Raw genomic sequence first — 13,131 nt, 5'->3', positions numbered from 1 at the left:
GTTCTCGTACCTGCTCGTACATGACGGCACGGGCCGGGGGCGGTGGTGCCGCCCCCGGCCCGTGCCGGTGCCTCGTGCTGTTCGCTGCGACTCTTCAGCGGACCTGGTCGACGTCGACGAGGTCGACGCGGACGCTCCGTCCGCCGAGGGCCCCGACGACGGTGCGCAGCGCACGTGCGGTCCGGCCGTTGCGGCCGATCACCTTGCCGAGGTCCTCGGGGTGGACCCGGACCTCCAGCACGCGCCCGCGGCGCAGGTTGCGGGACGCGACCTGCACCTCGTCGGGGTGGTCGACGATGCCCCTCACCAGATGGTCGAGGGCCTCTTCCAGCATGGTCACGCCTCGGTCGACTCGGCGGAGGCCTCGGCCTCGTCCGCCTTCTTGTCGGCCTTCTTCGCCTTCGGGGTGATGGCGTCACCCTTGGGCTCGTCCGCCGACTCCTTGGCGGCGGCCTCGAAGAGGGCACGCCTGTCGGGCTTGGGCTCGGCGACCTTCATCGGCTCCGGGGCGGGCAGGCCCTTGAACTTCTGCCAGTCGCCGGTGACCTTCAGGATGGCCAGGACCGGCTCGGTCGGCTGCGCGCCGACACCCAGCCAGTACTGGACGCGCTCCGAGTCGACCTCGATGCGCGAGGGGTTCTGCACCGGGTGGTACAGACCGATCTCCTCGATGGCCCGGCCGTCGCGACGCGTACGGGAGTCGGCGACGATGATGCGGTAGTGAGGCGAACGGATCTTGCCCAGTCGCTTCAGCTTGATCTTGACTGCCACGGCTGTGGTGTCTCCTGGTGTTGGCGTGGTTGGACCCAGCGGGATGCCACGTGGGGTGGTGGTACCCGAGTGTCCGATGGACGCGTCAGCCGGAGGAGAGAGGGGTCCTGTGCGGCTGTCGAGTACAGCCGCCCATTGTGCCACACCTCGTGGGCGCGCCGTTCCGGGCCACCGGCCCCCCACCGGCTCCCCTCGACGCTCCCGACCGGCGCGCGTCCCGCGTTCACCCCACGCCGACCGCCTCCTTCTCGGGGATGCGGAACGGTTTCCCACAGGCCCCGCACACGATCGGCGCCTGGGCCAGGACGGACGGCACGACCCGGACGTTGCGGCCGCAGTCGCAGACCGCCTTGACCCTCACGCCGCCACCGGACGACCCGTGTCGGGCGGCCGGTCCCCGGAAGGCGCGGGAGGTGTCGTTGGTGGTGGCGGCGCTGTGGGCGCGCAGGGCGCGCTGCAGCCGCTCGATGGTGGGCCGGTAGCGCTTTCTCGTCTCGGGCTCCATGACGACCAGCGAGAAACCGCTGCTCGGATGCGGCTCGTCCGAGTGTTCGAGGCCGAGCTCCTCGGCGATCGCCAGAAAGCGGCGGTTGTGGTAACGGCCGGCACGCGAGGTGTCCCGGACTCCGCGGGCGGCGGCGATCCCGTGGACTGCCTCGTGCAGCAGCCTTTCGAAGGAGAGTTCGGCGCCACACGCGGACGACGACTCCCCGATCAGCGATTCGGGCGCGGCCAGGTCGGGCAACTCGGGGTGGTGCCGTTGAATGTCGGCCCAGGCGAGTGCCAGCTCGGCGGCGAGTACAGGTGGTGTCGTGCTCACGTCGTGCACAACGAGCCAGAGTGTCCCGGTGTTCCGATTACGGGGCATCCCAAATAATTTTGCACGTACCAGTCAGTTCAGGTTGATGCGTGCCGACGGGGCGGGAGTACCGATCCGGGGAGGACCCGGCTCCGACCCACCCCAAGCGGGATGTTACCGACCTGCCGGTAACATCCCGACCGGCTTCGGGCGCGGCTCCCGGCGGCTCCTCAGTAGGAGCGGGCGACCACGGCCACCGTACCGGGGGCGTCGTCGGACTCGGGGACCGCCCCGTCCTCGCCCACCAGACACCGGACGGTGACGGCCCGCTCGGCCAGCCTCGCCTCGCCCTCGGGCCCCAGGTCGGCCCAGGGAATACGGGCCCAGCCGCCACCGGTGGCGACCTCGGCGGCCTCCTCCACCGTCCGCACGTCCGCCGTGCGGGCCTCGCGGCGCTCGCGGGACCGGCGCAGCAACAGCGCCTGGTCCTCCTCCAACAGCTTGGGGGACAGCTCGACCAGGGTGTCGATCGCCACCGGCTCCTTCCCCCCGGCGATGCGGCGGACCAGCATCGCGGTGCCGTTCTCCAGGTCGCGCGGGCCAATCTCGATCCGCAGCGGGACGCCCTTGAGCTCCCAGTCCACCGCGCGCCGGCCGAAGGGGGTGTCGGTGCGGTCGTCCACCTTCACCCGGACCCCGGCCGCGGCGAGCCGGTCGCCGACCTCGCGGACCTTCGCCAACACCGCGTCGTCACCCTTGATCGCCAGGACGACGGCCTGGACGGGGGCCAGCCGCGGCGGGACGCGCAGGCCGTGGTCGTCGCCGTGCATCATCACCAGGGCGCCGATCATCCGGGTGGTCGAACCCCAGGAGGTCTGCCAGACCAGCTCCCGCTCGCCGTCCCTGGACAGGTAACGGGTGTCGAAGGCCTTGGCGAAGTTCTGTCCCAGCTCGTGGCTGGTCCCCATCTGGAGCGCCTTGCCGTCGCCCATCATGCCCTCCAGGGTGAGGGTGTTGATGGCGCCCGCGAAACGTTCCCTGGGGGTCTTGCGGCCCAGCACGACGTCCATGGCCAGGACGTTCTCCATGAAGTCGGCGTAGACCTCGCGGTGGATGCGGGCCGCGAAGTCCCGCGCGTCCTCGTAGGTGGCGTGGGCGGTGTGCCCCTCCTGCCACAGGAACTCACTCGTTCGCAGGAAGAGGCGCGGACGCATTTCCCAGCGCACCACATTGGCCCACTGGTTGATCAACAGGGGCAGGTCGCGGTAGCTCTGCACCCACTTGGAGAAGTACTCGTTGACGATCGTCTCGGAGGTCGGCCGGACGACCACCGGCTCCTCCAACTCCTTGCCGCCGCCGTGCGTGACCACCGCGAGTTCCGGGGCGAAGCCCTCGACGTGCTCGGCCTCCCTGGTCAGGTACGACTGCGGGATGAACAGGGGGAAGTAGGCGTTCTCGGCGCCGGCGGCCTTGATGCGGGCGTCCATCTCCCGCTGCATCCGCTCCCAGAGTCCGTACCCGTACGGTCGGATGACCATGGTGCCGCGCACCGGCCCGTTGTCGGCCAATTCCGCCTTGCTGATCACGTCCTGGTACCAACGCGGAAAGTCGTCTGCCTGGGGGGTGAGCACGGGAGCCTTCGCCATGGCTGGCATGGTACGGCGCGGTGTCGCGGATGCGTGAATCGGGATGTCGGGGGAACGTAGGAGTGCGCGCGGGCGGCGCGGGCGAGACATCCCGGCGCACCCTCTGGACTCGGGGACAGATGCGCAGTTCCCTGGCTTTCGGGGACAGACCTCTCGGGGGACGAGACGGCGGCCGGGTATCCGGCGATCCTTCCATCGGAATGGGGATGTTGCGATGGCACCCACGCTCGCACAGCGGCACCTCCCGCGGCCGGCCCGGGACTGGGCGGAGATCCAGGAGCGGATGCTGGTTCCGCTCTACGAGGCGGTGTACGACCGGTTCGAGGTCGGACGGCACACACACGTCCTGGGCCTGGGCTGCGGCTCGGGCCTGGCGCTGGTGATGGCCGCCGCCCGCGGCGCCGCCGTCACGGGGACGGACACCGACGAGGCGCGTCTGGAACTGGCCCGGCAGCGGCTGCTGCCGGAACCGCAGTGGGGGGCGCGGCACTGGAGCGCGCGGGTGCTGCCGAGCGGGCCGGACGGCGGACCGGACGCCGCCACGCTGCGCGAGGGACCCCCGCCCACCCTGGTGACGGCCTTCGACACCCTGCCCGGGCCGGAGGTGCTGGCCCGGGTGGCGGAGGTGACGGGACGGGACACTCCGGTGGTGCTGGCGGGGTGGGGGCCGGTCGAGCGGTGTGCCGCCGCCCCCGCGCTGCGGGTGGCCGAACGGCTGGCGGAGCCGCGCCGGGCGACCGGGCGCTGCTGGCGGCCCGGCGGTCGGGACGACCTGGAGGACCTGGCCCGTCGGGCGGGGCTGCGGCCCGACGGCTCGGGGCGGGTGGCGTGCCCGTTCGGCTACGCCGACCTGGACAGCGCGGTGCGAGGGTTGATCTCCACGGGCCTGTACGACGCGGCGGTCAGGGCGACGGACGCGGGACAGGTCACCAAGGAGCTGACCGAGGCACTGCGCCCCTACGTGCGGGCCGACGGCACGGTGTGGATGCAGAACCTGTTCCGCTACGTCGTCGCCATGACCTGACGGAGCGGGCCGCGGGCGTCTACTTCGGCGGAAGCATGTCCTTGAACTCCTGCGGCAGTTCGAAGTCCTCCGGCGCCTGGCCTCCGGGCAGGCCGAAGGCACCGCCCTGGGCCGCGGCGCGGCGCTCGGCCAGCGCCTGCTCCTCGGCCTTGCGCTTCATCGGGTTGCCCGAGCGCTGCTTGCCCTTGGCCTTCTTCTGCTTGCCCTTCTTGCGGGCGCCACCCGCCCCGGGCATCCCCGGCATCCCGGGCATGCCCGGCATCCCGCCGCCCTGCGCCATCCGCGACATCATCTTGCGGGCCTCGAAGAAGCGCTCCACGAGGTTCTTCACCGCGCTGACGTCCACGCCGGACCCACGGGCGATGCGGGCCCGCCGCGAGCCGTTGATGATCGTGGGGTCCTCGCGTTCGGCGGGAGTCATCGACTTGATGATCGCGGCGGTGCGGTCCACGTCGCGCTCGTCGATGCTGTCGATCTGCTCCCGCATCTGCCCCATGCCGGGCATCATCCCCAGCAGCTTGGAGATGGAGCCCATCTTGCGGACCTGCTCCATCTGGGCCAGGAAGTCGTCGAGGGTGAACTCCTTGGGCCCCTTGGCCAGCTTGGCGGCCATCTTCTCGGCCTCTTGCCGGCTGAAGGTCTGTTCGGCCTTCTCGATGAGGCTGAGGACGTCGCCCATGCCCAGGATGCGGGACGCCATCCGGTCCGGGTGGAACGCGTCGAAGTCGTCCAGCTTCTCGCCGTTGGAGGCGAACATGATCTGGCGGCCGGTGACGTGCGCGACCGACAGGGCCGCACCGCCGCGGGCGTCACCGTCGAGCTTGGAGAGCACCACGCCGTCGAAGCCGACGCCGTCACGGAAGGCCTCGGCGGTGTTGACGGCGTCCTGGCCGATCATCGCGTCGACGACGAAGAGGGTCTCGTCGGGACGGACCGCGTCGCGGATGTCGGCGGCCTGCCGCATCAGTTCCTCGTCGATGCCCAGGCGGCCGGCGGTGTCGACGATGACCACGTCGTGCTGCTTGGTACGGGCGTACTCGATCGAGTCCTGGGCGACCTTGATCGGGTCGCCGACGCCGTTGCCCGGCTCGGGGGCGTAGATGCCCACGCCCGCCCGTTCGGCGACGACGGTGAGCTGGTTGACGGCGTTGGGCCGCTGAAGGTCGCAGGCGACCAGCAGCGGGGCGTGCCCCTGCGCCTTGAGCCAGCGGCCCAGCTTGCCCGCCAGGGTCGTCTTGCCCGCGCCCTGGAGACCGGCGAGCATGATCACCGTGGGCGGGTTCTTGGCGAACCGCAGGCGACGGGTCTCGCCACCGAGGATGCCGATCAGCTCCTCGTTGACGATCTTGACGACCTGCTGTGCCGGATTCAGGGCCTTGGAGACCTCCGCGCCCAGGGCGCGCTCCTTGACCTGCTTGATGAAGGCCCGTACCACGGGCAGGGCGACATCGGCCTCCAGCAGGGCGATACGGATCTCGCGCGCCGTGGCGTCGATGTCCGCCTCGCTCAGACGGCCCTTGCCCCTGAGGTTCTTGAACGTCGCTGTGAGGCGATCGGAGAGAGTGTCGAACACGGCGGTCGCGGATCCTTCGCGTTGCGGCGGTGGCGGTCGACCTCCAAGGGTATCGGCCCGCCCGCGGTGCGGTCAGCCGCCCAGGGCCCGTTCCAGTTCCCGGACGAGTTCGGCGGCCTCGACCGGGGGCAGCGGCGCGCCGTCGGGGGTGGTGACGTAGAAGGCGTCCACGACGTCGGCGCCGAGCGTGCTGACGCGGGCGCTGCGCACGGCCGCCCCGGCCTCCTCCAGCGCCCGTCCGACGCGGTAGAGCAGCCCGGGGGCGTCCTGGGCGCGCACCTCGATCACCGTCGCCAACCGCGATCCGGTCGGGGCGACCGTCACCCTGGGCGGCGGGGCCCCACCGCCGCGGCGGGCGCGGGGGGCGCCCCGGTGGGCGGCCTCGCGCTCGGCGAGGCGGCCGGGGACGTCCAGCGAGCCGTCCAGGGCGCGGACCAGGTCCGCGCGGAGCCGGTCGGGGCCGGGGGGCGAACCGTACTCGGCGGCGATCCGCCAGCTCAGCAGGAGGACGGGAGCACCGTCCGGCGACTGCCCCGGGTTCCCGCCGGGGGCCTCGACGGTGCGCAGATCGGCGGCGCGGACGGTCAGCCGGTGCAGGGCCAGCACCCCGGCCGCGGCGGGCAGGACGCCGGGCCGGTCCGGCAGGGCGATGTGCAGCTCGGCGCCGACCGGCCCGGGACCGGCCGGGTCGGGGTCCTCACCCACCGGCGCCTCGGCGCGGGTGCGCAGGGCGAGCACCGGGCCGCCGGTGCGCCGCGCCTCCCGCGCGAGTCGTTCGGCTGCGGGGTCGGGGCGGCCGGGGTGTCCGGGGCGGCCGGGGCGGCCGAGGTGCTCTTCCCGCTCCCCGGCCGCGGGTTCCCCGGCCGACGCCGCCCTGGTGCGTTCGACCAGGTCGGCCACGAGACCGGCGCGCCACGTCGACCAGGCGGCCGGCCCGGTGGCCAGGGCGTCGGCCTCGGTGAGGGCGTGCAACAGCTCCAGGGTGCCGGTGTCCCCGACGGCTTCGACGACGGTACGGACGGTGGCGGGATCGTCCAGGTCGCGGCGGGTGGCGGTCTCCACCAGCAGCAGGTGGTGGCGGACGAGGGCGGCCAGGACGGCCGTGTCGGCGGCGCCGAAGCCCATCCGGGCGGCCAGGTCACGGGCGACGGCCTCGCCGGTGACGCTGTGGTCGCCGGGCAGGCCCTTGCCGATGTCGTGCAGCAGCGCGGCGACCAGCAGCAGGTCGGGGCGGCCGACCCGGCGGACGCGCGAGCGGGCCCGCACCACGGTCTCGATCAGGTGACGGTCCACGGTCCAGCGGTGCACGGCGTTGCGCTGCGGACGGCAGCGCACCCGCTCCCAGTCCGGCAGCAACGCGGTGACCAGCCCTTCGGCGTCCAGCGCCTCCCACACCCCGACGGTCGCCTCGCCGGCGCCGAGCAGGGTGACGAACGCCTCACGGGCCTCGGTGGGCCAGGGCACCGGCAGGGGCGGTACGCAGGCGGCCATCCGGCGCACCGCGGGCCGGGCCAGGGGCAGTCCGGCCTGCGCCGCGGCCGCCGCGGCGCGCAACGGCAGCACGGGGTCGCGTTCGGGGCGGGCGGTGCGGGCGAGCACCACCTCGCCGTCCTGTTCGACGACGCCCTCCGCGAGGGGGGTGCGCGGGACGGCGCGCGGGGCGCGCGCGGCGCGTGAGCGCAGTACCCGGCCGACCTCGCGCCAGGTGACGTCCCCCGCGTAGGAGATCACCCGCGCCGCCTCGTACACGCGGCGCAGCAGCGCGTCCGCGTCCGGCAGTCCGAGCGCCTCGGCGACCTGGTCCTGTTCCTGGAGGGTGAGTCGGTCACCCGAACGACCGGTGGTCAGGTGGAGGGCGTCGCGCACGTCGAGCAGGGTGTGGCGGGCCTCCTCCAGGCCCTCGCGGGGGGCGTCGGCCAGCCAGGAGGCGGCGACGGCCCGCAGGGCGGTGGCGTCACGCAGTCCGCCCCGGGCCTCCTTGAGGTCGGGTTCGAGGAGGAAGCGCAGCTCACCGTGGCGGCCGGCGCGCTCCCGGACGCTCTCGTGCAGCTCCGGCAGCCGCCGACGGGCGTCGGCGCGCCAGCGGGCGAGGTGCTCGGCGCGCAGGGCCGCCGTCAGTTCCGCGTCTCCGGCGAGGTGCCGGGCGTCGAGCAGACCGAGCTGCACCCGCAGGTCGTCGGCGGCGGCCCGGCGGGCCTCCCGCGGTGTGCGCACCGAGTGGTCGAGGGCGATCCCGAGGTCCCACACCGGGTACCAGACGCGGTCGGCGAGGGTGGCGACGGCGCGGGGATCGCGTCCGTCGTGGAGGAGGAGCAGGTCGAGATCGCTGCGCGGGGAGAGTTCTCCGCGGCCGTAGCCTCCGACGGCCACCAGCGCGACCCCGCGGGCCGGCTCTCCCAGCAGCCCGGCGAGCCAGGCGTCGGTCAGCTCCGCGAGGGCGGCGCGGCGCGGCGGCCCGGACCGCTCCTCCTCGGTGAGGAGGCGCAGCCGGGCCGCCGCGTAGTTGCCGGGGGTGTCGGGTTCCGTGGTCATGCGGTGTCCCGTTCCGTGTCCCGTTCCGTGTCCCGTCGGCCGCTCCGCTCGATGTCGGGCGGGGTGTCGTCCGGTGGGGCGGGCCGGCCCGGCCGGGTCACAGGGCGTCCGGGCCGCGTTCACCGGTGCGCACCCGCACCGCCGTCTCGACGGGGACGCTCCAGACCTTGCCGTCGCCGATCTTGCCGGTGCGGGCGGCCTTGGCGACCACGTCGATCAACTGCTCGGCGTCCTCGTCCTCGACCAGGACCTCGACGCGGACCTTGGGCACCAGGTCGACGGTGTACTCGGCGCCGCGGTACACCTCGGTGTGGCCGCGCTGCCGCCCGTAGCCGCTGGCCTCGGTGACGGTCAGACCCTGGACTCCGAACGCCTGCAGGGCGTCCTTCACCTCGTCCAGGCGGTGCGGTTTGATGACTGCGGTGATGAGCTTCACGCGTCCACCTTCTCGTCGAGTCCCTTGCCGGACGGCAGGGCCGTCGCGCTGTCGTCGGGGATGCCGGCCGTGCCGCGGGAGGCGGGCGATCCGCCCACCGCGCTGAAGTCGTAGGCGGTCTCGGCGTGGTACGCCTGGTCGAGGCCGGCGGTCTCGTCGTCCTCGTCGGCGCGGAAGCCGACGACGGCGTCGACCAGCTTGGCCAGCAGCCAGGAGACCACGAAGGAGAAGGCCATCACCGAGAAGGCGCCGACGGCCTGCTTGCCGAACTGCTCCGCGCCGCCGATGCCGTCGATGGCCAGGAAACCGACCAGCAGGGTGCCGACGACACCGCCGACGAGGTGGACGCCGACGACGTCCAGGGAGTCGTCGTAGCCGAGCTTGTACTTGAGGCTGACGGCCCAGGAGCAGACGGCGCCCGCGACCAGGCCGATGACGATCGCGCCCACCGCGTTCACGTGCGCGCCGGCGGGGGTGATGGCGACCAGGCCGGCGACGGCTCCGGAGGCGGCGCCCAGGGTGGTGAAGGCGCCGTGGCGGACGCGTTCGTAGGCGAGCCAGCCCAGGACGGCGGCGGCGGTGGCCACCTGCGTGTTCAGGGCCATGGTGGCGGCGGTGCCGCCCGCGCCCAGCGCGGAGCCGGCGTTGAAGCCGAACCAGCCGAACCACAGCAGGGCGGCGCCGAGGACCACCAGAGGCAGGCTGTGGGGGCGCATGGGCTCCTTCTTGAAGCCGATGCGCCTGCCGACGACCAGGGCGGCGGCCAGCGCGCCGACGCCCGCGTTGATGTGGACGGCCGTACCGCCGGCGAAGTCGATGACCTCCAGCTCGAAGAGCCAGCCGCCCTCGGCCCACACCCAGTGGGCGACGGGGAAGTAGACGACGGTGGCCCACAGGGTGATGAACAGCGCCCAGGCGCCGAACTTCACGCGGTCGGCCAGTGCGCCGCTCATCAGAGCGGGGGTCAGGGCGGCGAACATCAGTTGGAAGACGACGAAGGCGAGGACCGGGATGCCCTCGTCACCGCCGGTCAGCGTCTCGACGCCGATGCCGCTCAGACCGACGTGTTCGAAGCTGCCGATCAGGCCACCGGTGTCGGTGCCGAAGGCGAGCGAGTAGCCGTAGAGCACCCAGAGGACGCTGACGATGCCCAGGGAGATGAAGGACATCATGAGCATGTTCAGGGCGCTCTTGACCCGCACCATGCCGCCGTAGAAGAGGGCCAGTCCGGGTGTCATCAGCATGACCAGCGCCGCGCTGATCAGTACGAAAGCGGTATCCGCGCCGTTCAATGTGGGCGTCTCCTCGCGTGCGCGACCCGTGGGGGCGGATCTGGGGGTCAGGATGCGCCACAGGTTCGCGAAGTCCCGTTTCCTGTGATGCGGCACGGCGTTTCACCGTGGTGACGAAGGCACCCGTCGTGTTACGTCCGGATGAACGCGCTCCCCCGACCGGAATCCCCCGGTCGGGGCTCCTCGTCCCGCTCCCCGTGTCCCACACCGCCCCCACCGACGGCGACGGCCGCCGGACGCGCGGTGGGCGTCCGGCGGCCGGCACGGTCGTATGACAACTCGGACACACCGGGGAATCGGCCGAAGAGCGCCGGTTCACACGGCGAGGGCGATCCCGCCCTCGGCCGGCTCGCAGGCGAGCCGCTCGGTGAGCTCGACGATCTCGGCGACGTCCCCGAACTCGCGGGCGGCCGAGGCGACGGCCTTGCGGATGCGGGTGTTGACCCGCTCGGACCTGAGGCGGCCGGCCACCCCCAGGGCCCTGCCGGCCATGTCGGCACACTGCTCGGGCTCCCGCTTGAGCAGGTGGACGGTGGCCATCCCGGCGAGGTTGAGGGCGTAGGACCGCTGGTGACCGCTGCCGTCCTCACCGCACTCGCGGGCGAACAGCTCCACGGCCTTCTCCATCTCGGGCTGGGCGAGCGAGACGTAGGCGGGACTGCGACCGGCGACGTAGGCGAGATCCCGGTAGGAGTGGGCGTTCTCGGCGCTGAGTTCGGCCTCGGAGAAGAAGCCGATCCAGTCGGGGTCGGCGTCGCCCGGGGTGATCTCCTCGAAGGTGTCCCGGGCCATCCGCACCGCCCGGTGGCACCTGTCGGGGCGCCCCATGTTGGCGTACGCCCGCGCCTCCAGGGCGTGGAACATGGCCTGGGTGCGCGGCGTGGCGCTCTCCCGACTGCCGTACTGGGCGAGGTGGACCAGCTCCAACGCGTCCTCGGGGCGGCCCAGGTGGATCATCTGGCGACTCATGTCGGAGAGCACGTACGCCCCCAACGGTCGGTCGCCGGCCTCCTTGGCGGCGTGCAGGGCGAGGACGAAGTACTTCTGGGCGGTCGGCTGGAGTCCGACGTCGTAGCTCATCCATCCGGCCAGCTCGGCCAGCTCGGCGGTCACCTTGAACAGCCTCCGCCGCACCGGCTCGGGGTGGGAGTCCTGGAGGAGCTCGGTGACCTCGTGGAGCTGACCGACGACGGCCTTGCGCCGTAGGCCGCCACCGCACTGGGCGTCCCACTGGCGGAACATCACGATGGCCTGCTCCAGCAGGTCCAGTTCGGGGGTGGACAGACGGGCCCCGCGCCGGGCTCCGCCCTCCCGGAGCGGCACCACCGGGGCCGGCGGGGTCGTCGCGACGGACGCGCCGGTGGGGGCGGGCACCAACCAGCGCTGCATCGGCTCGACGAGGGCGGGACCGGCGGCCACGCTCAGGGAGGGGCCGAGGAAGCCCCGGCGGGCCAGCATCAGGTCGCTGCGCGAGAACTCGCTGATGGCCGCCACGGTCTGCGGTCCGGTCCAGGGCAGTTCGACGCCGCCGCCGGAGGCGGCCGGGCGGCCGGAGCGCAGCCCGAGGTCCTCGACGGCGACCACGCTGCCGAAGCGCTCGGAGAACAGCTCGGAGAGGATGCGCGGGATGGGTTCGCGGGGTTGTTCGCCGTCCAGCCAGCGCCGCACCCGGGAGGTGTCGGTGCTGATGTGGTGCGCGCCCAGCCGGCGTGCGCGGCGGTTCACCTGCCGGGCCAGTTCGCCCTTGGACCAGCCGCTGCGCACGAACCACGACACGAGTTGTTCGTTGGGGCGCTTCCCAGTGGTGCCGCCTCCGCCGCCGCTGCCGTTGCCGCCCACTGGAGCGCCCCCATTCCCGGCCCGTCGTCCGTGTGCCGCCGTCCACCGGGCCTGCCGACGACGGCACGCTTCCGGCACGAGCACACGACGGGCACCGTCCGTGTGTCCGTGTCGCCGTGTGAACCGAAAGTAATCCTACGATCACCGACGCGGCGAGTGAAATTGCAAAACCGCCACCATTCGCCACCCCTTCGGGTGAGGCCGGGGAGGCGTCCGCGCGATTCACTTGGACCAGGCGGCTCCCAGCGATCGGGGTGATGCGCGCCGGGGCGCACGTCGCACACCGCGCCCCTCCGCGTGCCTCGGCACCTCGCTCCGTCCGGGGTCACTCTGCGTCGCTCCGGGCGACGATCTCGTAACCAAGAGCGCACGGAACCCGTTGGAGGGGGCATGGGCTTCACTATCGGCAGCATCCGGGAGATTCGGGAGCTCCGGGAACTGCGGTCCGGCACCCGACGCCGGGGCCGCGCCCCGGTGTGCACGGCCGTGGCCGAGTACACCGGTCTGTGGGGCTGGGACGTCGTCCCCGGCGCCCGCGCCGTACGCGGGGGCGGCCGCACCACCTGCTCCTGCCGGGTTCCGGACTGCCTCCTGCCGGGCGCCCATCCCCTCGACGACTCCCCGGTGGTGCCCGCGGGCGCCACCTTGGACGAGGCCACGCGGGCCTGGGGGAAGGTGCCCGGCGCGACGGTCCTGCTGCCGGTGGGCCGGGCCTTCGACGTCATCGAGGTGCCCGAGGCGGCGGGGCGACGCGCCCTGGTCCGGATGGAGCGGATGGGGCTCCCGCTCGGCCCGGTCGCCGTCGCCCCGGACCACCGCGCCTGGTTCTTCGTCGCTCCCGGGGCCGCCGCCCGCCTGTCCGAACTGCTGTACCGCATGGGTTGGGACGACTGCGTACCGGCCCTGCGCGGTCTCGGGCCCGGTGATCACGTCACCGCCCCGCCCTGCGACCTGGGCGGGCTCGGTCCGGTGCGGTGGCTGCGCCCGCCCACCCTGGAGGGGGCCGGGCGTCCACCGCACGCCCGGCTGCTGTTGGGCACCCTGGCCTACGTCTGCCACCGGGCGCCGGTCGGCGACTGACCCCGCCCGCCACGGGCCCCGGCGGGTGGCCGACACCGGCCGGGCCCCGCCGCGCCCGTGCCTCCACGGTCGCGTGCGGCGGGCCCCGGCACGGGCTCCTGTGAGCCCGCGCCCACGCGGTGCCTCCGCGAGACGCCCG

At 73.2% G+C, this 13,131-nt stretch carries 11 protein-coding genes; 2 read left to right on the top strand and 9 right to left on the bottom strand.

Annotation, left to right across the window (positions count from 1 at the left end; translation table 11 throughout):
* Positions 1 to 94: 94 nt before the first annotated feature.
* The 4 genes from F0L17_RS19225 to proS all read right to left on the bottom strand — a co-directional run bounded on the left by F0L17_RS19225 (position 95) and on the right by proS (position 3,216).
* The gene (locus tag F0L17_RS19225; RefSeq protein ID WP_155073871.1) at positions 95 to 334 is read right to left on the bottom strand and encodes an RNA-binding protein; all 240 of its coding nucleotides are present in this window, start codon (positions 332 to 334) and stop codon (positions 95 to 97) included.
* 2 nt (positions 335 to 336) lie between these two features.
* A complete protein-coding gene (rpsP, locus tag F0L17_RS19220; RefSeq protein WP_162466425.1) occupies positions 337 to 771 on the bottom strand; it encodes a 30S ribosomal protein S16 in 435 nt (144 codons plus the stop codon).
* Between the two features lie 223 nt (positions 772 to 994).
* Positions 995 to 1,639 (bottom strand): hypothetical protein, encoded by a 645-nt coding sequence (locus tag F0L17_RS19215; protein WP_155072033.1) that lies wholly within the window; start codon positions 1,637 to 1,639, stop codon positions 995 to 997.
* 161 nt (positions 1,640 to 1,800) lie between these two features.
* Positions 1,801 to 3,216: a proline--tRNA ligase gene (gene proS / locus F0L17_RS19210; protein WP_155072032.1), complete on the bottom strand. Its 1,416-nt coding sequence runs from the start codon at positions 3,214 to 3,216 to the stop codon at positions 1,801 to 1,803.
* A 214-nt stretch (positions 3,217 to 3,430) separates the two neighbouring features.
* On the opposite strand from proS, the gene F0L17_RS19205 reads away from it, so the two are divergent.
* On the top strand, positions 3,431 to 4,240 hold the full coding sequence (locus F0L17_RS19205; protein WP_155072031.1) for a class I SAM-dependent methyltransferase: 810 nt from the start codon (positions 3,431 to 3,433) through the stop codon (positions 4,238 to 4,240).
* Between the two features lie 19 nt (positions 4,241 to 4,259).
* Here the strand turns inward: F0L17_RS19205 and ffh are convergent, their stop codons facing one another.
* From ffh to nsdA, 5 genes are all read right to left on the bottom strand, one after another.
* On the bottom strand, positions 4,260 to 5,813 hold the full coding sequence (gene ffh / locus F0L17_RS19200) for a signal recognition particle protein (protein WP_162466424.1): 1,554 nt from the start codon (positions 5,811 to 5,813) through the stop codon (positions 4,260 to 4,262).
* Positions 5,814 to 5,885: 72 nt separating this feature from the next.
* Positions 5,886 to 8,345, bottom strand: a complete 2,460-nt coding sequence (locus F0L17_RS19195) for a [protein-PII] uridylyltransferase (protein WP_155072030.1) — start codon at positions 8,343 to 8,345, stop codon at positions 5,886 to 5,888.
* A 97-nt stretch (positions 8,346 to 8,442) separates the two neighbouring features.
* On the bottom strand, positions 8,443 to 8,781 hold the full coding sequence (locus F0L17_RS19190; RefSeq protein WP_162466423.1) for a P-II family nitrogen regulator: 339 nt from the start codon (positions 8,779 to 8,781) through the stop codon (positions 8,443 to 8,445).
* Positions 8,778 to 10,073 (bottom strand): ammonium transporter, encoded by a 1,296-nt coding sequence (locus F0L17_RS19185; RefSeq protein WP_155072029.1) that lies wholly within the window; start codon positions 10,071 to 10,073, stop codon positions 8,778 to 8,780. Before F0L17_RS19185 ends, F0L17_RS19190 begins: the two co-directional genes overlap by 4 nt.
* A gap of 315 nt (positions 10,074 to 10,388) precedes the next feature.
* Positions 10,389 to 11,912 carry a transcriptional repressor NsdA gene (gene nsdA, locus F0L17_RS19180; protein ID WP_162466422.1) on the bottom strand — a complete coding sequence of 508 codons (1,524 nt, stop codon included), beginning with the start codon at positions 11,910 to 11,912 and terminating at the stop codon, positions 10,389 to 10,391.
* A gap of 390 nt (positions 11,913 to 12,302) precedes the next feature.
* Between nsdA and F0L17_RS19175 the strand changes: the two genes are divergently transcribed.
* Positions 12,303 to 12,992 (top strand): bifunctional DNA primase/polymerase, encoded by a 690-nt coding sequence (locus F0L17_RS19175; protein WP_155072028.1) that lies wholly within the window; start codon positions 12,303 to 12,305, stop codon positions 12,990 to 12,992.
* The last annotated feature ends 139 nt before the right edge of the window (positions 12,993 to 13,131 follow it).

This window comes from Streptomyces taklimakanensis, assembly GCF_009709575.1.
In the GTDB taxonomy this organism is placed as follows: Bacteria; Actinomycetota; Actinomycetes; order Streptomycetales; family Streptomycetaceae; genus Streptomyces; species Streptomyces taklimakanensis.
The sequence above is the reverse complement of the archived record's forward strand: the minus strand, read 5'-3'. Positions and strand labels throughout refer to the sequence as shown.